Annotated in this window: 28 protein-coding genes and 1 pseudogene; 27 read left to right on the forward strand and 2 right to left on the reverse strand. The window is 42.4% G+C overall.

The genetic code is table 11. The features are described 5' to 3' along the window. Nucleotides 1-3 precede the first annotated feature (3 nt). The 21 genes and pseudogenes from rpsC (at nucleotide 4) to rplQ (ending at nucleotide 10,706) form a co-directional block, all read left to right on the forward strand. Nucleotides 4-838: pseudogene (gene rpsC / locus RAH45_RS02875) on the forward strand (30S ribosomal protein S3). After that, on the forward strand, nucleotides 736-1,149 hold the full coding sequence (rplP, locus tag RAH45_RS02880; protein ID WP_068034608.1) for a 50S ribosomal protein L16: 414 nt from the start codon (nucleotides 736-738) through the stop codon (nucleotides 1,147-1,149). Before rpsC ends, rplP begins: the two are co-directional and overlap by 103 nt. Continuing rightward, on the forward strand, nucleotides 1,149-1,346 hold the full coding sequence (gene rpmC / locus RAH45_RS02885) for a 50S ribosomal protein L29 (RefSeq protein ID WP_068408469.1): 198 nt from the start codon (nucleotides 1,149-1,151) through the stop codon (nucleotides 1,344-1,346). Before rplP ends, rpmC begins: the two co-directional genes overlap by 1 nt. Then, complete coding sequence (gene rpsQ / locus RAH45_RS02890; RefSeq protein ID WP_068408467.1) at nucleotides 1,343-1,615, forward strand: 30S ribosomal protein S17; 273 nt, start codon at nucleotides 1,343-1,345, stop codon at nucleotides 1,613-1,615. The genes rpmC and rpsQ overlap by 4 nt, the downstream gene beginning before the upstream one ends. A gap of 181 nt (nucleotides 1,616-1,796) precedes the next feature. Then, the gene (gene rplN, locus RAH45_RS02895) at nucleotides 1,797-2,165 is read left to right on the forward strand and encodes a 50S ribosomal protein L14 (RefSeq protein WP_010196702.1); all 369 of its coding nucleotides are present in this window, start codon (nucleotides 1,797-1,799) and stop codon (nucleotides 2,163-2,165) included. Nucleotides 2,166-2,173: 8 nt separating this feature from the next. Further along, a complete protein-coding gene (gene rplX, locus RAH45_RS02900) occupies nucleotides 2,174-2,491 on the forward strand; it encodes a 50S ribosomal protein L24 (protein WP_068408465.1) in 318 nt (105 codons plus the stop codon). Between the two features lie 21 nt (nucleotides 2,492-2,512). Next, the gene (rplE, locus tag RAH45_RS02905) at nucleotides 2,513-3,049 is read left to right on the forward strand and encodes a 50S ribosomal protein L5 (protein WP_068408463.1); all 537 of its coding nucleotides are present in this window, start codon (nucleotides 2,513-2,515) and stop codon (nucleotides 3,047-3,049) included. 12 nt (nucleotides 3,050-3,061) lie between these two features. After that, the gene (rpsN, locus tag RAH45_RS02910; RefSeq protein WP_068408462.1) at nucleotides 3,062-3,367 is read left to right on the forward strand and encodes a 30S ribosomal protein S14; all 306 of its coding nucleotides are present in this window, start codon (nucleotides 3,062-3,064) and stop codon (nucleotides 3,365-3,367) included. Nucleotides 3,368-3,378: 11 nt separating this feature from the next. Beyond that, entirely contained in the window at nucleotides 3,379-3,777 is a 399-nt protein-coding gene (rpsH, locus tag RAH45_RS02915; RefSeq protein WP_068408460.1) for a 30S ribosomal protein S8, read from the forward strand. Between the two features lie 194 nt (nucleotides 3,778-3,971). After that, nucleotides 3,972-4,505 carry a 50S ribosomal protein L6 gene (gene rplF / locus RAH45_RS02920; protein ID WP_068408459.1) on the forward strand — a complete coding sequence of 178 codons (534 nt, stop codon included), beginning with the start codon at nucleotides 3,972-3,974 and terminating at the stop codon, nucleotides 4,503-4,505. Nucleotides 4,506-4,516: 11 nt separating this feature from the next. After that, complete coding sequence (gene rplR / locus RAH45_RS02925; protein ID WP_068408457.1) at nucleotides 4,517-4,867, forward strand: 50S ribosomal protein L18; 351 nt, start codon at nucleotides 4,517-4,519, stop codon at nucleotides 4,865-4,867. A gap of 2 nt (nucleotides 4,868-4,869) precedes the next feature. Then, nucleotides 4,870-5,385: a 30S ribosomal protein S5 gene (gene rpsE, locus RAH45_RS02930; protein ID WP_068408455.1), complete on the forward strand. Its 516-nt coding sequence runs from the start codon at nucleotides 4,870-4,872 to the stop codon at nucleotides 5,383-5,385. A gap of 22 nt (nucleotides 5,386-5,407) precedes the next feature. Next, nucleotides 5,408-5,587: a 50S ribosomal protein L30 gene (gene rpmD / locus RAH45_RS02935; protein WP_068408453.1), complete on the forward strand. Its 180-nt coding sequence runs from the start codon at nucleotides 5,408-5,410 to the stop codon at nucleotides 5,585-5,587. After that, entirely contained in the window at nucleotides 5,587-6,027 is a 441-nt protein-coding gene (rplO, locus tag RAH45_RS02940; RefSeq protein WP_068408451.1) for a 50S ribosomal protein L15, read from the forward strand. Before rpmD ends, rplO begins: the two co-directional genes overlap by 1 nt. A gap of 19 nt (nucleotides 6,028-6,046) precedes the next feature. After that, nucleotides 6,047-7,378: a preprotein translocase subunit SecY gene (gene secY, locus RAH45_RS02945; protein WP_180952577.1), complete on the forward strand. Its 1,332-nt coding sequence runs from the start codon at nucleotides 6,047-6,049 to the stop codon at nucleotides 7,376-7,378. 32 nt (nucleotides 7,379-7,410) lie between these two features. Continuing rightward, nucleotides 7,411-7,527 carry a 50S ribosomal protein L36 gene (gene rpmJ / locus RAH45_RS02950; protein ID WP_011279805.1) on the forward strand — a complete coding sequence of 39 codons (117 nt, stop codon included), beginning with the start codon at nucleotides 7,411-7,413 and terminating at the stop codon, nucleotides 7,525-7,527. 254 nt (nucleotides 7,528-7,781) lie between these two features. Further along, nucleotides 7,782-8,138, forward strand: coding sequence for a 30S ribosomal protein S13 (rpsM, locus tag RAH45_RS02955; protein WP_058025564.1), 357 nt, complete (start codon nucleotides 7,782-7,784; stop codon nucleotides 8,136-8,138). Between the two features lie 20 nt (nucleotides 8,139-8,158). Then, on the forward strand, nucleotides 8,159-8,548 hold the full coding sequence (gene rpsK / locus RAH45_RS02960; protein ID WP_058368279.1) for a 30S ribosomal protein S11: 390 nt from the start codon (nucleotides 8,159-8,161) through the stop codon (nucleotides 8,546-8,548). 48 nt (nucleotides 8,549-8,596) lie between these two features. Further along, nucleotides 8,597-9,238 carry a 30S ribosomal protein S4 gene (gene rpsD, locus RAH45_RS02965; RefSeq protein WP_068408447.1) on the forward strand — a complete coding sequence of 214 codons (642 nt, stop codon included), beginning with the start codon at nucleotides 8,597-8,599 and terminating at the stop codon, nucleotides 9,236-9,238. Between the two features lie 81 nt (nucleotides 9,239-9,319). Next, nucleotides 9,320-10,327 carry a DNA-directed RNA polymerase subunit alpha gene (locus RAH45_RS02970; RefSeq protein ID WP_068408445.1) on the forward strand — a complete coding sequence of 336 codons (1,008 nt, stop codon included), beginning with the start codon at nucleotides 9,320-9,322 and terminating at the stop codon, nucleotides 10,325-10,327. A 19-nt stretch (nucleotides 10,328-10,346) separates the two neighbouring features. Further along, entirely contained in the window at nucleotides 10,347-10,706 is a 360-nt protein-coding gene (gene rplQ, locus RAH45_RS02975) for a 50S ribosomal protein L17 (protein WP_068408443.1), read from the forward strand. Nucleotides 10,707-10,785: 79 nt separating this feature from the next. On the opposite strand, the gene RAH45_RS02980 is transcribed toward rplQ, so the two are convergent. Together RAH45_RS02980 and RAH45_RS02985 are read right to left on the reverse strand one after the other, a co-directional pair. Next, nucleotides 10,786-11,406 carry an L-threonylcarbamoyladenylate synthase gene (locus RAH45_RS02980; protein ID WP_093069565.1) on the reverse strand — a complete coding sequence of 207 codons (621 nt, stop codon included), beginning with the start codon at nucleotides 11,404-11,406 and terminating at the stop codon, nucleotides 10,786-10,788. Between the two features lie 242 nt (nucleotides 11,407-11,648). Next, nucleotides 11,649-12,353, reverse strand: a complete 705-nt coding sequence (locus tag RAH45_RS02985; protein WP_288726338.1) for an elongation factor P hydroxylase — start codon at nucleotides 12,351-12,353, stop codon at nucleotides 11,649-11,651. 186 nt (nucleotides 12,354-12,539) lie between these two features. Here RAH45_RS02985 and RAH45_RS02990 point away from each other — a divergent pair, with 186 nt between their 5' ends. From RAH45_RS02990 to lysM, 6 genes are all read left to right on the forward strand, one after another. Continuing rightward, nucleotides 12,540-13,133 (forward strand): YceD family protein, encoded by a 594-nt coding sequence (locus tag RAH45_RS02990; RefSeq protein WP_306495470.1) that lies wholly within the window; start codon nucleotides 12,540-12,542, stop codon nucleotides 13,131-13,133. Between the two features lie 328 nt (nucleotides 13,134-13,461). Continuing rightward, nucleotides 13,462-13,644 carry a 50S ribosomal protein L32 gene (gene rpmF, locus RAH45_RS02995; RefSeq protein WP_068408434.1) on the forward strand — a complete coding sequence of 61 codons (183 nt, stop codon included), beginning with the start codon at nucleotides 13,462-13,464 and terminating at the stop codon, nucleotides 13,642-13,644. A 391-nt stretch (nucleotides 13,645-14,035) separates the two neighbouring features. After that, nucleotides 14,036-15,004, forward strand: a complete 969-nt coding sequence (fabD, locus tag RAH45_RS03000; protein WP_144297875.1) for an ACP S-malonyltransferase — start codon at nucleotides 14,036-14,038, stop codon at nucleotides 15,002-15,004. Then, nucleotides 14,995-15,729 (forward strand): 3-oxoacyl-ACP reductase FabG, encoded by a 735-nt coding sequence (gene fabG, locus RAH45_RS03005; protein WP_306495897.1) that lies wholly within the window; start codon nucleotides 14,995-14,997, stop codon nucleotides 15,727-15,729. The genes fabD and fabG overlap by 10 nt, the downstream gene beginning before the upstream one ends. 447 nt (nucleotides 15,730-16,176) lie before the next feature. Next, the gene (gene acpP / locus RAH45_RS03010; protein ID WP_068034635.1) at nucleotides 16,177-16,413 is read left to right on the forward strand and encodes an acyl carrier protein; all 237 of its coding nucleotides are present in this window, start codon (nucleotides 16,177-16,179) and stop codon (nucleotides 16,411-16,413) included. Nucleotides 16,414-16,816: 403 nt separating this feature from the next. Next, on the forward strand, nucleotides 16,817-17,326 hold the full coding sequence (lysM, locus tag RAH45_RS03015) for a peptidoglycan-binding protein LysM (protein ID WP_144297874.1): 510 nt from the start codon (nucleotides 16,817-16,819) through the stop codon (nucleotides 17,324-17,326). Nucleotides 17,327-17,412: the final 86 nt, after the last annotated feature.

Consider the following 17,412-nt stretch of genomic DNA (forward strand, 5'->3'; position numbering starts at 1 on the left):
GTTATGGGTCAAAAAGTACATCCAATCGGAATTCGTCTTGGTGTTGTCAAAAAGCATAACGCAAACTGGTATGCTAACCCTAAACAATACTCAGAATACCTCATCAACGACATTCAAGTTCGTGAGTATCTACGCAAAAAACTAGACAACGCTATGATCAGCAACATTATGATTGAGCGTCCTACTGGTGCTGCTAAGATTACCATCGCCACTGCGCGTCCTGGTATTGTTATCGGTAAAAAAGGCGAAGATATCGAAAGACTTCAAAAAGAATTGACCAAAATTATGGGCGTACCTGCTCAGGTCAACATTGAAGAAATCACATCACCTGATCTTGATGCACGTTTGGTAGCAGACGGTATCGGCAGCCAGCTTGAGCGCCGTGTTATGTTCCGTCGTGCGATGAAACGCGCCGTACAGAACAGCATGCGTTCTGGTGCTAAAGGTATTAAAGTTGAGCTGTCTGGCCGTCTTGGCGGTGCTGAGATTGCTCGTACTGAATGGTACCGTGAAGGTCGTGTGCCATTGCATACACTCCGCGCTGATATTGACTACGCGTCAATTCGTGCAGAAACCACATACGGCACTATCGGTGTAAAAGTTTGGATTTTCCGTGGCGAAATCCTTGACGGTATGAACAGCGTATACAATCCCGTCAAAGAAGAGCAGGCTCGTGCGCCAAAACGCCGTGGTCGTGGAAACGGAAACCGTCGAAACACAGACAGAGGTTAAACTATGTTACAGCCAAAACGTACCAAGTTTCGTAAAATGCACAAAGGTCGTAACACAGGTCTTGCTCACCGTGGAAGCACCGTTGCATTCGGACAAATTGGTCTAAAATCGTTGACTCGTGGTCGTATGACTGCCCGTCAAATTGAAGCAGCACGTCGTACCATCACTCGTAAAATCAAGCGTGGCGGTAAGATTTGGATTCGTGTATTCCCAGACAAACCTATTACCAACAAACCACTAGAAGTACGTATGGGTAAAGGTAAAGGTCCAGTCGAGTATTGGGTATGCGAAATCAAACCTGGTAAAGTGCTATATGAACTCGAAGGGGTTTCAGAAGAACTTGCTCGCGAAGCGTTAACGCTTGCTGCAGCAAAACTGCCCTTTAAAACTACCATTGTTAAGCGGACGATAATGTAATGAAGATCAGTGAATTACGTGATAAATCATTAGAAGAACTGACTCAGTTACTTGATGAAAAGCAACTTGATGCTTTCCGTATTCGTATGGCTAAAGCAACGGGTCAGTTGGGTAACACCCATGAAGTCAGAAGCAATCGTCGCACGATTGCTCAGATTCAGACTTTGATTAACGAGAAACAACGAGGCGACTCATGAGCGATAACAATCAAACAGCTAATGCTAGCGTATTGACAGGACGAGTTGTCAGCGACAAGATGGACAAATCCATCACAGTTTTGATTGAGCGTCTGGTTCGTCATCCTTTGTATGGCAAACAGCTTCGTCGTTCTACAAAAATCAAAGCTCATGATGAAGATAACGTTTGTCAACAAGGCGACCTTGTCCGCATCAAAGAAACGCGTCCAATCTCAAAAACCAAGTCTTGGACTTTGGTTGAAGTGGTTGAAAAAGTAGAAAAAATCTAAGTAAATTGCATTAAAAGCCAGAAGCTGTTAAAATAGCCGCCTTTTTAAGGATGCTGATTGCGCCGAGCGTATATCACTCACATTAAGAGTAGCAGCGGTTATTAATATTAAAATGCCGACTACTCATTCTGTGCTAGCGGCAGCAACTGGTTTTTATTGCTCATACGTGTGGAGTAACGCTATGATTCAGGTTGAATCGATGCTGGAAGTTGCAGACAATAGCGGTGCAAGACGAGTTCAGTGCATTAAAGTACTGGGTGGCTCTCATCGTCGTTATGCATCAGTTGGCGACATTATTAAAGTAACGGTTAAAGAAGCCATTCCGCGTGGTCGTGTTAAAAAAGGCGACGTGATGAATGCTGTAGTTGTACGTACCAAAAAAGGCGTTCGTCGTCCTGATGGTTCAGTTCTGCGTTTTGATGACAATGCTGCGGTATTGTTGAACCAAAACAAAGCACCGATAGCAACTCGTATTTTTGGACCGGTAACTCGTGAACTACGTGGTGATCAGTTTATGAAAATTGTATCACTAGCACCAGAAGTATTGTGAGGTAATCCATGTCAAAATTACGTAAAGGCGATACAGTTATCGTGATTGCTGGGAAAGACAAAGGCAAGCAAGGTACTGTACAAGCTGTAAAAAACGATCGTATTAAAGTTGAAGGCATCAACATTGTCACCAAACATCAGAAGCCAAATCAGGCAACTGGTACTGAAGGTGGCATCGTTAAGCAAGAAGCTTTTTTGCATATCTCAAATGTCGCAATTTTAAATGCGCAAACCCAAAAAGCTGATCGTATTACTTATCAGTTCGGTGAAGACGGCAAGAAACAACGCGTCTATCGTTCGAACGGTGAAGTAGTGGCGACTGCGTAAGACACTAAGGGTGTAATGGTAATGGCAAGATTAAAATCTTTATATAACGAAGAATTAAAGCAACAAATCAAAGAAGAGCTTGGTTTGGCGAACGTGATGCAAGTGCCTAAAATCACTAAAATCACGCTTAATATGGGTGTAGGCGGCGCGTCTCAAGACAAAAAATTGCTTGAAGGTGCTGTAGCTGACATGACCGCTATCGCTGGTCAAAAGCCTGTCGTCACCAAAGCGCGCAAATCAGTTGCTGGCTTTAAAATTCGTGAAGAATGGCCAATTGGCTGTAAAGTAACGCTACGCGGTGAGCAAATGTACGAATTTTTAGATCGTCTCATTGCCATTGCAATTCCTCGTATTCGTGATTTCCGCGGTTTTTCACCTAAAGCCTTTGACGGACGTGGTAACTACTCATTGGGTATCAAAGAACAAATCGTATTCCCAGAAGTAGACTTTGACAAGATTGATCGTATCCGCGGTATGGATGTGACCATCACCACGTCAGCTGGTAATGATGAAGAAGGTCGTGCGTTGCTTAAAGCATTCGGCTTCCCATTTAAATAAGGTAAAGACGTTATGGCAAAGAAGAGCATGATTAACCGCGAATTGAAACGCGAAAAAATGGTTGCTAAATATGCTGAAAAGCGTATTAAGCTAAAAGAAACTATCAGTGATATCAACGCATCAGACGAAGAGCGTATGGAAGCGATGCTAGAGCTACAAGCCCTACCACGCAACGCATCACCAGTACGTCTACGCAACCGTTGTGCTATCACTGGTCGTCCTCACGGTTACTTCCGCAAGTTTGGCTTATCACGCAATATGCTGCGTGAGCGTGTCATGCAAGGCGATGTGCCTGGTGTTCGTAAAGCAAGCTGGTAAGGAGTAACGATATGAGTATGCAAGATACCGTTGGGGATATGCTAACCCGTATTCGTAACGCACAAATGGCTAATAAAGTATCGGTAGCAATGCCGAGCTCTAAACTACGTAAATCAATCGCTGACTTATTAGTAAGCGAAGGTTATGTAGCCAGCGCTGTTGTGACTGAGCAAGAAAATAACAAAGCAACTTTGACCATCGAGTTAAAATACTTCGAAGGCAAAGCGGTTATTGAAACGATCCAACGTTATAGCCGTCCTGGCCTACGCCAGCATCGCGGTAAAGACGCTATCCCTACTGTTAAACAAGGTATGGGTGTTGCTATCGTATCAACCAGCCAAGGTATCATGAGCGATCGTGCTGCACGCGCTGCTGGTATCGGTGGTGAAATCGTTGCATTCGTTGCTTAATTAGCAATCATTGCTATCGGTAACGAGACGATAAAGTCTACTTGATCTTCGTTGGGCACTTATCAATTTTATCATAGATATTTTTTAACATTGATAGGTGCCTAATGCAGTCAATTATGCTAAACTAACACGCTTTTTAGCCTGTTAGTTTTTTCGCTAATAAAAGTAAGTTAATTTTTTTAAGGAATATTCCTATGTCTCGTGTGGCTAAAGCCCCAGTAGCACTGCCTAGCGGCGTAAGTGTTACTTTGAACGATCGGCAGGTCGAAGTTAAAGGCAAAAATGGCAATATGTCTTTACGCCTGCATGAATTGGTCGAGCTAAAACAGGAAGATGATGCAATTCTTCTCTCACCTGCAGCCGATTCAAAAGAAGCCATGATGCATACTGGCACCATGCGCTCTTTACTAAACAATTTAGTAATAGGCGTAAACGAAGGTTTTGAAAGACGCCTTCAACTTATTGGTGTTGGTTATCGCGCTCAAGCTACTGGTAATAAAGTAACGCTAAACGTTGGTTACTCACATCCAGTAGAATATACGCTACCTGAAGGTGTATCAGCTGAAACCCCAACGCAAACTGAAATCGTTTTAAAATCAAACGATAAGCAGCAGCTTGGTCAAGCAGCGGCTAATATCCGCGGTTTCCGCCCACCAGAGCCTTATAAAGGTAAAGGTATTCGTTATAGTGACGAGCATGTGATTCGCAAAGAAGCCAAGAAAAAATAAGGTGAGTTGAAATGTTTGATAAAAAAGCAGCTCGTCTACGTCGAGCAAAGAAAACCCGTGCACATATCCGTTTTTTAGGCGTAAATCGCTTAACGGTTAATCGCACCCCAAGACATATTTATGCCCAAATTATCTCTCCAAACGGTGGTGAAGTGATTGCTCAGGCATCTACCTTAGACAGCAGCTTACGTTCAGGTGCAACTGGTAACGTTGATGCAGCGACGTCTGTGGGCCAATTGATCGCAGAACGCGCAAAAGCAGCTGGTATTACTAAAGTTGCCTTTGACCGTAGTGGTTTTAAATATCATGGTCGAGTAAAAGCTTTAGCTGAAGCTGCTCGCGAAAACGGATTGGAGTTTTAATCATGGCTAGAAATGATAAAAATGATAAAAATGAACAGACTGACGGTCTAGTAGAACGCTTAGTTACCGTTGATCGCGTTGCAAAAGTGGTTAAAGGTGGTCGTATTTTCTCATTTACTGCGCTAACCGTAGTGGGTGATGGCAATGGCCGTGTTGGTTTTGGTCGTGGTAAAGCACGTGAAGTGCCAGCTGCTATCCAAAAAGCACTTGAAGCTGCTAAGCGTAACATGATTACTGTTGAGCTTGATGGTGCAACATTGTTCCATCCGATCAAAGCACGTCATGGTGCTAGTAAAGTCTACATGCAGCCTGCATCTGAAGGTACTGGTGTAATCGCTGGTGGCGCAATGCGTGCAGTATTAGAAGTTGCTGGTGTTAAAGACGTTTTAACGAAATCTCATGGTTCTACCAACACGGCAAACGTTGTACGTGCAACATTTAACGGTTTACGTGATATGTCAACTCCAGAAAAGATGGCAGCAAAACGTGGTAAATCTGTAGACGAAATCTTGGGTTAACTTAGAAACTAGGTGAGTTACGATGAAAAAAATGAAAGTCACTCAATTTAAATCGGGTGCCCATCGCCTCAAGAGCCACAAAGCGAGCTTGAAAGGATTGGGTTTACGCCGTATTGGTCATACTGTTGAAGTAGAAGATACTCCTTCAACCCGTGGTATGGTCAATCGCGTCAACTACATGGTAAAAGTGGAGGAAGCGTAATGGGACTTAGATTAAATGAATTATCACCAGGTGTTGGCGCGAAAAAAACTGCCCAACGTCGTGGTCGTGGTATCGGTTCAGGTCTTGGCAAAACTGGTGGTCGCGGTGTAAAAGGTCAGAAATCTCGTTCAGGTTCTAGCATCCGCTCAGGATTTGAAGGTGGTCAAATGCCTTTATATCGTCGCCTACCAAAATTTGGCTTCACCAGTAAAATGGCAATGACGACTGCTGAAGTTCGTCTGTCTGAATTAAACAAAGTCGAAGGCGATGTGGTTAGCATTGAAACACTAAAAGCTGCTAACGTTATCCGTCATGACATGAAACGCGTTCGTATTATGTTGTCAGGCGAAGTCACTAAAGCTTATACTTTTAAAGGTATCAAAGTGACTAAAGGCGCCAAGCAAGCAATCGAAGCTGCTGGTGGTAGCATCGAGGAGTAGTAACGTGTCAAAACAATCAATGTCATCGACTGGTATACCGCTCAATCCATTTGCCTTTATACGTAAGTATGATGAATTATGGACGCGTTTATTATTCTTAATCGGCGCATTGATTGTTTATCGTTTAGGGTCACATATTCCAGTACCGGGTATCAATCCGGTTAACTTGGCTGATCTGTTTTCGCGCAACGAAAATACCATTTTGAGCATGTTTAACATGTTCTCAGGTGGTGCACTAGAACGTATGTCCATCATGGCACTTGGCATCATGCCATATATTTCAGCGTCTATTATCGTTCAGATGATGTCGGCGGTATTGCCATCGCTTGAAGCCCTCAAAAAAGAAGGCGAAGCGGGACGACGTAAGCTAAACAAGTACACCCGTCAAGGGACACTTGGATTAGCACTAGTACAGTCATTAGGAATGTGTGCTGGCCTTATCAGTCAGAATCTTACCTTATCTACTGGTTTGACTTTTTATATTCCAGCGGTTACCTCATTGGTAGCTGGCGCTATGTTCCTAATGTGGCTTGGTGAGCAAATTACAGAACGCGGCGTGGGTAATGGTATCTCAATGCTCATCTTTGCGAGTATTGTGGCTGGTACGCCAGGTATGATTTCGCAGTCTATCGAACAGGTCAATCAAGGGCAGATGAACTTGATTGTACTTTTTATCTTTGTATTGCTAGGCATCGCGGTGACTGCCGGTATCGTTTATATTGAACGAGCGCAGCGCCGTGTCCCAGTAAACTATGCGCAGAAGCAACAACAAGGTCGCAAAATTTATGCTCAGCAGCAGTCGCATTTGCCGCTTAAGCTAAATATGGCAGGGGTTATTCCCGCTATTTTTGCCAGCTCGTTATTGTTGTTTCCAGCAAGTTTAGGACAATGGGTTGGTCAATCGGCTGATCCTACTTTTACACAAAAGATATTACAAAATATGGCATTGGTGTTGTCTCCAGGGCAGCCGCTGTATTTGGTTCTGTTTGGCGCAATGATTATTTTCTTCTGTTACTTTTACACGGCATTGGTATTTAGTCCGCGTGAAGTTGCTGAAAACCTTAAACGTAGTGGTGCGTATATCCCAGGTATTCGCCCCGGACAACAAACTCAGCGTTACCTTGATCATGTATTAAACCGACTGACCTTTATTGGCGCGATGTATATGACGGTTATTTGTTTAATGCCAATGGTCGTGCAGTCATCGTTTGGTGTGCCGTTTCAACTTGGTGGTACGTCATTACTGATTATGGTGGTTGTGGTAATGGACTTCATTTCGCAAATCCAAGCGCATTTGATGACCCATCAATATCATGATCAGACGTTAATTCAATCGCCCACTCAACCTTAAATGAGCGGTACGATATCTCAAAGGAGTATGCTATGAAAGTTCAAGCATCAGTTAAGAAGATTTGTGGTAGCTGTAAAGTTGTGCGCCGTAAAGGCCGTGTACATGTTATTTGTACCGCAGAACCTCGCCACAAGCAACGTCAAGGTTAATGTTTTAAAGACATAAAGCGTCACGCTTATTGGTTTTATAAAATTAATACTTGAAAAATAACGGCGGATGCGATATCATCCGCCACTTGCCGTAGTTTATGCAAAATCTTTTATAAAATGGTCAATGAAGAGACTTGTTATCAAGTTGAAGCAGCGATAATAATTATAAAAGCTTTAGTATTGACAGCAACAAATCTGAAAAATAACGCTTTATTAATGAATAAAGCTTATTTTTCTTTAATGGAGAGAAATCAATGGCTCGTATTGCCGGCGTAAACATTCCGGATAATAAGCATGCTGTTATTTCACTAACTTATATCTTTGGTATAGGTCGTACCACTGCTCAGAAAATCTTAGAAGCAGTTGGCATTGCCCCTACTACTAAAGTTAGCCAGTTAGATGATACACAGTTAGATGCTATCCGTGCACAAGTTGCAAATTACATGACTGAAGGTGATCTTCGTCGTGAAGTGTCAATGAATATCAAGCGCTTGGTTGATCTTGGTTGTTACCGTGGCATCCGCCATCGCCGTAACCTACCAGTTAGAGGTCAGAACACCAAGAACAACGCTCGTACTCGTAAGGGTCCGACACGCCCTCTCAAAAGATAATTAACTTAGGAAGCTAAAAGATGGCTAAAGACACTCGTAGTCGCAAAAAAGTGACTCGTCGTTCAGTATCGGAGGGCGTTGCCCATATCCATGCGTCTTTTAATAACACCATTGTTACGATTACCGATCGTCAAGGTAATGCACTGGCTTGGGCCACTTCAGGTGGACAAGGCTTCCGTGGTTCACGTAAATCTACACCATTTGCAGCTCAGGTTGCAGCTGAAGTCGCTGGTAAAGCGGCTCAAGAATACGGTGTTAAGAATATCGACGTTTTGGTCAAAGGACCAGGACCGGGTCGTGAGTCTGCGGTAAGAGCACTTGGTGCATTGGGTTATAAAGTTAACAGCATCTCTGATGTGACCCCAATCCCACACAATGGTTGCCGTGCGCCGAAAAAGCGCCGCGTCTAATATTAAAGACGAAGCTTTTTATCATAAGAGCTTATAGGAGACATAACAATGGCCCGTTATATTGGACCAAAACTCAAATTATCACGTCGTGAAGGTACAGACTTAGGCCTTAAGTCTGGTGTTAAACCATATGACGTAAAAACGAAAAAAGCGGCTCGTCCACCTGGTCAACATGGTGTCAGCCGTAATAAGAGCTCAGAGTACTCTCTACAGTTACGTGAAAAACAAAAAGTTAAGCGTATCTACGGTGTACTAGAGCGTCAGTTTGCTAACTACTATAAAGAAGCTGCTCGTAAGCGTGGCGCTACTGGTGAAAACCTACTAGCAATGCTTGAGAGTCGCCTTGATAACGTCGTTTATCGCATGGGCTTTGGCTCAACTCGTGCTGAAGCACGTCAGCTAGTTAGCCATCGCACTGTGATGGTAAAAAAAGCTGGCCGCGATGAGTTTGTTCGTGTGAACATTCCATCAATTCAGTTGCAAGATGGTGATGTCGTCGCTATCCGTGAGAAGTCTCGCGAACAACTACGTATTAAAAACGCTATTGAACTAGCGACACAACGTGGTATTCCAGAATGGCTAGATGTTGACCACAGCAAGCTACAGGGCACGTTTAAACAAGCGCCTGATCGCATTGATCTACCTGCTGAAATCAACGAAAGCTTGATCGTTGAGCTATACTCTAAGTAAGTAACGTACTGCTCGATGTTATAATAATAGCATTGAGCAATTGACGTTAATTAAACCAGTTTAATAAATCGAGGTGACATCATGATGCTAAGTGCAACTGAGTTTCTAACGCCGAACGCCATTAACGTGGATACGGTTAATGAAACAATTGCGAAAGTCACGCTCGAACCGTTAGAACGCGGCTTTGGGCATACTTTAGGTAATGCCTTACGTCGCATCTTGTTATCTTCATTACCTGGTGCTGCAGTCATTGAAGCTGAGATTGATGGTGTTGACCATGAATATTCAACGCTTGAAGGACTACAAGAAGACGTGCTTGACTTGCTTTTGAACTTAAAAGGCTTGGCAATCACCCTTCATGACCAAAATGAAGTATTCTTGACCTTGGATAAACAAGGTCCAGGCACTATTACTGCTGCAGACATCACGTTGCCGCATAATGTCGACATTATCAATCCAGAATTGGTATTAGGTACATTAAGCGACCGTGGTCATCTTAAGATGCGTTTGCGTGTGGTAATGGGTCGTGGATATGAGCCAGCAAACCAGCGCCGTGAAGATGGTGACACTAAAGCGATTGGACGCTTAAAGCTTGATGCAAGTTTTAGTCCAGTACTGCGTGTTGCTTATCAGGTTGAGAACGCACGTGTAGAACAACGTACCGATCTTGATCGTCTTATCATCGAGCTTGAAACTAATGGCACTATCGATCCAGAAGAAGCAATTCGTAAAGCAGCCACTATTTTACAACAGCAGATTTCTATCTTTGTTGACCTAGAAGCTGAAGAAGCGCCTGAGCCTGTGAAAGAAAAAGAAGAGGTTGATCCGGTGCTATTACGCCCTGTGGACGATCTTGAACTAACGGTTCGCTCAGCCAACTGCTTGAAAGCTGAAAACATTTACTATATCGGTGATTTGGTACAGCGTTCAGAGACTGAACTACTAAAAACCCCAAATCTTGGTAAGAAATCATTGACCGAAATCAAAGACGTATTAGCGTCTAAAGATTTAGAGCTCGGTATGCGCCTAGACAATTGGCCACCAGCTGACCTTCGTGTCGATGATCGCTTTTCTTATCGTAGCCGTTAAACTTTAAGGATTTTTGACTATGCGCCATCGTAAGAGTGGAGTCAAGCTGGGTCGTACCGGCAGTCATCGTAAGGCAATGTTTCAGAACATGACCAACTCATTATTTGAGCATGAACTGATCAAAACAACTTTACCAAAAGCAAAAGAATTACGCCGTGTTGCTGAGCCATTGATCACTTTGGCTAAAGAAGACAGCGTTGCTAATCGCCGTTTGGCATTTAGCCGTATGCGTAGCAAAACTATGGTAGGTAAATTATTTGGCACGCTTGGTCCTCGCTACCAAACTCGTCCAGGTGGTTATTTGCGTATCGTAAAATGCGGTTACCGTGATGGTGACAATGCGCCAATGGCTTATGTAGAATTGGTTGATCGTGACTAATTTTATGCGCTCATTGTATAATAAAAAAAGCTCCAATAATTTGGAGCTTTTTTTATGCCTTTTATTCTTAAAATTTTTTTTATGGTACGAGTGAGCTGACGTCAGCAGCACCTTGTCTGATGATTTCGGGCTGATTAGTGGTCATATCGACGATAGTAGTCAGTTTGGTGGTTTTGATACCAGCATTAATGAGACCATCTATTTGATTACCGAGTAACTCTTCAATCTCAAATGGATCGTCCAATATCTCATCTCGATGCGGCAATATGAGTGAACTGGTCAATATAGGCTCATCCATCGCTGCTAGCAATGCTTGCGCAATAGGATTGCTTGGCACGCGAATACCAATGGTTTTTTTCTTAGGATGCGCCAACTTCTTAGGTACATCTTTGGTGGCGTTTAAAATAAAGGTAATCGGTGCCGGCGTATGCGCTTTTAGCTGTTTAAATTGCACATTGTCTACCGTGGCATAGTTGGCAATTTCACTTAAATCGCGACATAACAAGGTAAATTGATGCTTATCATCAAGCTCACGGATATGTTTTAATTTTTCTAGCGCGTCTTTAGCGCCTAAGCGGCAGCCAAACGCATAACTGGTATCGGTAGGATAGATAACTAATTGATCATTACGTAATAAATCCGCTGCTTGTTCGATAAGCCGCGGTTGTGGGTTGTCCGGATGAATGTAAAATACTTGCATGATTTTTCCTTATTTTTTAATTATAGAGTGCTTCGTAGGTAGTTTTTAAAAAATGAATTTTTTTTTGTTTTTTAGCATATCTCTCTGACAGCATCAAAAGATAGAACTACTATTCAATCAGTATAACGCAAAGTAAATATAAGTTTATTAGCAAGGCGTTACGGTGGGTAGGGAAACGTTAACACTATAGTTGTGGACCGCTTTCGACAGGAAATACATATATAGAGCGCAGTTTTTCATCGCTAATTAGCAGTACAAATCGTTAATAATGCTTGCAATAATATTTTGGCATCACGTGGTATGACGTGAGGTTCAGCGATATATGCTTTGGCCTGCTGATAGACGTCCTGCGCAAAGGTGCTGGTACTGGTATCAAAGGTGGCAAACAGATTGTCTTGCGAGACTTGAAAAGGACGTCTGCACGCTAAAGTAAATAAACACTCTAACGCTTGGGGCTTGATTTCTACACGCTCAAACGCTTGTTGTTGAGCCTCTGTGCGCCCATCGGGAGCATACCAGTAGCCAAAGTCAGAGAGCTGTCTACGACGCTCACCTGCAATAAAAAAATGGCTTAGCTCATGCAATGCGCTTTGAAAGAAACCATGGGCAAATTCAATACGTGCTGGCTGATTGTCTTTGGCAGGAAAGTACTCTGGTTCGCCAGCGCCACGTACTAGGATAACGTGCTGGTGGGCAAATAACGTATTAAAGAGACTTATCAGCCAATCGGTCGCTGTTTTTTCATTCTCATCAACAGTGTTGATATTTTCAGCATGGATAATTTTCTGCCATTGTTCTGACAGTGCGTTTAACTGCATCTCTGAAATAGCGCTCAAAGACTCAGGTGGCTTTTTGGTTTCTAAAGTATTTAAACGATGTAGCAAGCGTTTTGCGTCAGAAACAGAAAGCAAAACAGAAAAGTCAGGATCCACAGCAGGCGATATCATATGAATATATTAACCAAATAAAAAGGTAGAGCGCGTGATTTGCAACGCGAGCAAGCCAAGGTAAATGCAAACTTAATACGAAAGCACTTACCAAAAATCTTAACATACTAGCCCTAGCGCTCATCAGCGCTTTCCGTTAGTATGGCAGGCAATATTATACACCGTTTTTGATGAATGAGGCCGCGCATGTCAAGCACTCCAATAAACAAGCCGTCAGCGCTTCAGGCTGACAAAACAGCAGCTACGATGTCGAGCAACTTGCCAGAGGATATCTCTTTAAGCAAATGGGAAGACAGTGGCTTTGAATGGTCAGGGCAAGTTGCGCCGCGTTCGTTTGAGCGCCTAAATGCCATCTTGTCAACTGAGCACGAGCAATCAAACCTTGAGCTTAAAGCCAATCTATATCGCCATAATAATGTGTTGCATTTGTCTTTTACTCTCACAGGTGAGATATGGTTGACTTGTCAGCGTTGTTTGCAACCGATTGCTATTGATTTGACTGATGACTATGATATTGCATTATTAGATAACGAAAGCCAAGTGCGTTTGGTCGGTGAAGAGCAGGATTACTTGCTGCTCGATGAAATTATCACTGAGCCTGCGCCTGAGCGTTTATTGCCGTTTAAAAAATTGATCGAAGATGAAATTTTGCTAAAAGCGCCTATGGCACCAAAGCACGATGATTGCGAGATGAGCGTTGAGCAGTTTGGTGATATTCCAGAAGAAGAGGAAAATGAGAATCCTTTTGCAGCGTTAGCATCGTTAAAGGGCAAGTTATAGCCGCGTAACTGACAGTATAACGTCGATAAATCATTACTTTCTACCTTTTATCAGCTTTTTGCCCAAGAGTGAAAAGCAAGGCTTTATTAATTGGCGAAACATGCGTATAATGTCCCGTTTATTGCATTCTAGCAACCTGCCGCTGGCAGAGAGAAGCTGGCTTCGCAAACGAACTATAGATTTTAGACGTAGTCAGCACTTTAATACGTGTGGCAATCTATTTAACTAATGATGCGTAAGACTTAGGTTGTTGTGATTATATAGCCTCTGTCGGTATCGATTAAAGCTGAATTTCAAGCTTAACCCTTTTAAGTATAGGAGCTATATCATGGCTGTTCAAAAAAGTCGTAAAAGTCGTTCTCGTCGTGACATGCGCCGTTCACATCATCGTATGGAAGTGGCTGAATTAAGCATCGACGCTACTACTGGTGAAAAACATCGTCGTCATCACATGACTAAAGATGGTTTCTATCGTGGTCGCCAGCTTTTCAAAGTTAGTCAAGACGCTTAATTTATTTGCGCGCTGATGGTTGATGCAAAATGCTGGTAGTTCTAATGACTATCGATGATTTTACACAGTTGTTATGGTGCAAGCAGTTTAAGCAAATAAGAGCCAAGTTATCTCGCTATCATATATTATGAAGTCAGATATCTTGGCTTTTTGTTATCTATTTTTTATCAAGTAGTGATTATAGAGATATTACATTTTAAGCGTTCAGTCTTTGATAGCTATGCTTATTGTCTGCGTCAGTGTATAGTTTAATAGCAGTCAGCTGTCTTAAAGGAATAATGATAGCGGTGCTTTGTACAGCTTTGTACAGCGAATCTTTTTATTAGTCTCTAATTCTATAATAAACCCCATTCATTTAGGGGTATTTCCAATTAAATAAGGAATATTGGTTATGGCCTCTGTACCCGATATGGTAAAAAAACAACCCACCCGTATAGCTGTGCTATTCCCTGGACAAGGTTCACAAGTGGTCGGTATGCTGAGCGAGCTTGCTGAAACCTATCCTGAAATTCGTGATACCTTTACCGAAGCCAGTACAGCGCTTGGTGAAGACTTATGGGTAATTTGTCAGGACGAAGACAAACTGAACCAAACCCAATATACTCAGCCGGCTTTATTGACTGCTAGTATCGCTATTTGGCGCATCTTACAACAAAAAATAGAAGATAAGCCTTGTTACCTAGCGGGCCATTCCTTGGGTGAATATAGCGCCTTATGTGCTGCTGGCGTAATATCCTTAGCTGATGCGGTCAAACTGGTGCATAAACGCGGTCAATTGATGCAAGAGGCGGTGGCAGGGGTCGATACAGCGATGGCAGCGGTACTGGGTCTTGAAGACCACCGCGTCGAAAACTTATGCGAACAAGCGACCGAGCACGTTGATGATGCCATTGTTGGCGCCGCAAACTTTAATAGTCCAGGTCAAGTGGTGGTTTCAGGTAACGCCGCTGGTGTCAATGCCGTGATTGATAAAGTTCAAAATACCGGTAAAAAAGCCATCCCATTAAAGGTTAGTGTGCCGTCGCATTGTGCGCTTATGGAGCCTGCGACTAGCGCTTTGGCGCAAGAGTTGGCAGCCATTCAATTTGATCAAGCGGCCATTCCAGTGATTCAAAACCGCCATGCGCGCGTTGAAAGCAATGCAGTCGCTATCAAGCAAGCATTGACCGAGCAGCTCAGTGAACCAGTCTTATGGTCAAAAACCATGCAGGAATTGGCCGACAAGCAAATTAATATTTTAATCGAATGTGGCAGTGGTAATGTTTTAAGTAATTTGGCCAAGCGTCAAGCACATCCTATTGTGAGTTATCCTACCGACAAGCCTGCCCGTTTAGATAAGTTGATGGAGGTATTATCATGAGCCGTACGATTACATTAGTGACAGGCGCAAGCCGCGGTATCGGTAAAGCCGTTGCCAAACGTTTTGCCAAAGAAGGACACTTTGTCATTGGCACCGCGACCACCGAAAAAGGCGCAGCACTTATCGAAGAATACTTAAACGATAGTGGCGGTATTGGGCGCGTGCTAGACGTGCGCGATACGGCGCAGATTGATAAGTTATTTGAAGAAATCGAAAGTGTTTACGGTGCCGTACAAGTGCTGGTTAATAATGCCGGTATTACTCAAGATGGTTTATTGATGCGTATGAAAGATGACGATTGGGACAATGTTGTCGATACCAATCTGACTTCGGTTTATCGTATGAGTAAGCGGGCAGTACGCGGAATGATGAAAGCGCGTCGTGGTCGTATCATCAATATTACTTCTGTGGTTGCACAAATGGGCAATGCGGGTCAATCTAACTATGCGGCCACTAAAGCCGGCGTTGAAGGCTTTAGCCGAACGCTAGCGCGCGAAATCGGCTCACGCCAAGTGACGATTAACTGTGTGGCACCGGGTCTTATTGAAACCGATATGACCGATGAGCTTGACGAGCGCCTACTTAACTCAATGCTTGATGCGGTTCCAATCAGCCGTCTTGGTCAGCCAGAAGATATTGCCGCCGCCGTATTTTTCTTAGCAGGTGATGAAGCCAGCTATATTACTGGCGCGGTTATTCCTGTCAATGGCGGTATGTACATGTAGGGTTAGAAGTTATTATTCTAATTGGTGGTGTTCTAAAAAGTATGCTGGCTATAAAAGTCAATAAAAAATCTATGCTAAGTTTACTGATTCTATAGGGCTTTCAAGGCTTTAAAAATTGTTCAAATTTTAATCAGCATACTTTTTGACACACCACCTTCTAATTTAGCGTTATTTATTATTATAACGGTGCGTTACATAGTTATAATAAAAAACTCTGTGAACGAGTGTAAACTATAATAAAGGGTGCTATAATAGCGGATACTTTTTTGTCAAAGCCCTGTATGATAGCTAGGTTTTAGCAGACATTAGTCAAAACGTATAATTGGTTATCTGTCTTCCAGACAGCCGTGATAATTTGACCAGCCCATTTTATATATACTGCCATAGCGCTTTATCATAAGACTATGGCAATTTGTCGAAATAATAGATCAAAAAGGAGAAATCTACATGAGTAATGATACCGAGCTAAGAGTTAAATCTGCGGTAGCGGAACAATTAGGTATGAACGTTGAAGATATCAATAATGATGCTTCATTCATGGAAGACTTAGGCGCTGATTCATTAGACCTAGTTGAATTGGTTATGTCATTCGAAAGCGATTTCGGCATCACTATTCCTGATGAAGATTCAGCAGAATTAACGACTGTTCAAAAAGCCATTGATTACGTACAAGCGCAATTGTAATTAATTATTCGCTTAATAAGTGTGCTATGACCGTTTATCTTTATTGATAAGCGGTTTTTTTTAACGCTATTTTTTAGAGGTAGTGATTATTTCTCTGTTTTACTGCTTATATTTGCTCAATTCACTGCCATATTTGAATGGTAGCTATTAATGATAAAGTTACATAAGCTACGCCAAATCAACATTACTCAACATACTATTACTAGAGACGGTATTTGCCATTGTCTATACTAAGAATGGTAAGCAGTAATAAGGTGATATTTGTTATATCGATTAAAACCACTGTTTAGAGATAAAAGTTATGTTCATATGTAGGCGATGCGAGAGTGACAAACGTTAAATACATTGCCTATTAAAACAATAATGATAAATAATAGATAACAATATTTTAAGGAGCAATTTTATGGGTATGTTCAGTTTCGCAAAAGACATCGGTGAAAAGATTTTTAACCGTGACGATGCCAAGCATGACGCTAAAGCAGAAACCAAAGCGGATGCTAATACTCCAGTTCAAAGCACAGAGCCTTCTGCTCAGTCAGTTGCCAATATTTTACTACGCCGTATTCAGCAGCAAAATCTGAATATCAGTAATCTAAAAGTAAAATATAACGGTTCTACAGATACCGCAGAAATCAGTGGTAAGGCCAAAACCCAAGCAGATCGCGAAAAAGCCATTATCGCTATCGGTAACGTGCAAAACGTCGCTAAAGTTATTGATAATATCGATATTGAAGAAGATGCGCCTGAATCTACCATGTACACAGTAAAATCTGGCGATAGCTTATCTAAAATTGCCAAAGAAGTGTATGGTTCAACGGGTGATTACATGAAAATATTTGAAGCCAATAAACCAATGCTTTCTGATCCCGATAAGATTTATCCAGGTCAAGTTCTACGTATTCCTAAGCCGTAATAGGTTGTTAAGTGCTTAAAGCTAAGCGTTTAAATATAAGTATTTAAACATAAGCGCTTAAACACAGATATTTAAAGTTATGTGCT

Origin of the sequence: Psychrobacter sp. van23A, assembly GCF_030845275.1 — a bacterium.
GTDB classification, from domain to species: domain Bacteria; phylum Pseudomonadota; class Gammaproteobacteria; order Pseudomonadales; family Moraxellaceae; genus Psychrobacter; species Psychrobacter faecalis.

Excerpts from the sequence above, each read along its gene's own strand:
- rplO (WP_068408451.1), top strand. The coding sequence starts at position 5,587 with ATGGGACTTAGATTAAATGAATTATCACCAGGTGTTGGCGCGAAAAAA.
- rpmC (WP_068408469.1), top strand. The coding sequence starts at position 1,149 with ATGAAGATCAGTGAATTACGTGATAAATCATTAGAAGAACTGACTCAG.
- rplX (WP_068408465.1), top strand. The coding sequence starts at position 2,174 with ATGTCAAAATTACGTAAAGGCGATACAGTTATCGTGATTGCTGGGAAA.
- rplE (WP_068408463.1), top strand. The coding sequence starts at position 2,513 with ATGGCAAGATTAAAATCTTTATATAACGAAGAATTAAAGCAACAAATC.
- RAH45_RS02980 (WP_093069565.1), bottom strand. The coding sequence starts at position 11,406 with ATGCAAGTATTTTACATTCATCCGGACAACCCACAACCGCGGCTTATC.
- rpsQ (WP_068408467.1), top strand. The coding sequence starts at position 1,343 with ATGAGCGATAACAATCAAACAGCTAATGCTAGCGTATTGACAGGACGA.
- secY (WP_180952577.1), top strand. The coding sequence starts at position 6,047 with ATGTCATCGACTGGTATACCGCTCAATCCATTTGCCTTTATACGTAAG.
- RAH45_RS02985 (WP_288726338.1), bottom strand. The coding sequence starts at position 12,353 with ATGATATCGCCTGCTGTGGATCCTGACTTTTCTGTTTTGCTTTCTGTT.
- lysM (WP_144297874.1), top strand. The coding sequence starts at position 16,817 with ATGGGTATGTTCAGTTTCGCAAAAGACATCGGTGAAAAGATTTTTAAC.
- acpP (WP_068034635.1), top strand. The coding sequence starts at position 16,177 with ATGAGTAATGATACCGAGCTAAGAGTTAAATCTGCGGTAGCGGAACAA.
- rpsM (WP_058025564.1), top strand. The coding sequence starts at position 7,782 with ATGGCTCGTATTGCCGGCGTAAACATTCCGGATAATAAGCATGCTGTT.
- rplQ (WP_068408443.1), top strand. The coding sequence starts at position 10,347 with ATGCGCCATCGTAAGAGTGGAGTCAAGCTGGGTCGTACCGGCAGTCAT.
- rplF (WP_068408459.1), top strand. The coding sequence starts at position 3,972 with ATGTCTCGTGTGGCTAAAGCCCCAGTAGCACTGCCTAGCGGCGTAAGT.
- rpsK (WP_058368279.1), top strand. The coding sequence starts at position 8,159 with ATGGCTAAAGACACTCGTAGTCGCAAAAAAGTGACTCGTCGTTCAGTA.
- rpsH (WP_068408460.1), top strand. The coding sequence starts at position 3,379 with ATGAGTATGCAAGATACCGTTGGGGATATGCTAACCCGTATTCGTAAC.
- rpsD (WP_068408447.1), top strand. The coding sequence starts at position 8,597 with ATGGCCCGTTATATTGGACCAAAACTCAAATTATCACGTCGTGAAGGT.
- rpmJ (WP_011279805.1), top strand. The coding sequence starts at position 7,411 with ATGAAAGTTCAAGCATCAGTTAAGAAGATTTGTGGTAGCTGTAAAGTT.
- fabD (WP_144297875.1), top strand. The coding sequence starts at position 14,036 with ATGGCCTCTGTACCCGATATGGTAAAAAAACAACCCACCCGTATAGCT.
- rplP (WP_068034608.1), top strand. The coding sequence starts at position 736 with ATGTTACAGCCAAAACGTACCAAGTTTCGTAAAATGCACAAAGGTCGT.
- rpmD (WP_068408453.1), top strand. The coding sequence starts at position 5,408 with ATGAAAAAAATGAAAGTCACTCAATTTAAATCGGGTGCCCATCGCCTC.
- RAH45_RS02990 (WP_306495470.1), top strand. The coding sequence starts at position 12,540 with ATGTCAAGCACTCCAATAAACAAGCCGTCAGCGCTTCAGGCTGACAAA.
- rpmF (WP_068408434.1), top strand. The coding sequence starts at position 13,462 with ATGGCTGTTCAAAAAAGTCGTAAAAGTCGTTCTCGTCGTGACATGCGC.
- rpsN (WP_068408462.1), top strand. The coding sequence starts at position 3,062 with ATGGCAAAGAAGAGCATGATTAACCGCGAATTGAAACGCGAAAAAATG.
- rpsE (WP_068408455.1), top strand. The coding sequence starts at position 4,870 with ATGGCTAGAAATGATAAAAATGATAAAAATGAACAGACTGACGGTCTA.
- RAH45_RS02970 (WP_068408445.1), top strand. The coding sequence starts at position 9,320 with ATGATGCTAAGTGCAACTGAGTTTCTAACGCCGAACGCCATTAACGTG.
- rplN (WP_010196702.1), top strand. The coding sequence starts at position 1,797 with ATGATTCAGGTTGAATCGATGCTGGAAGTTGCAGACAATAGCGGTGCA.
- rplR (WP_068408457.1), top strand. The coding sequence starts at position 4,517 with ATGTTTGATAAAAAAGCAGCTCGTCTACGTCGAGCAAAGAAAACCCGT.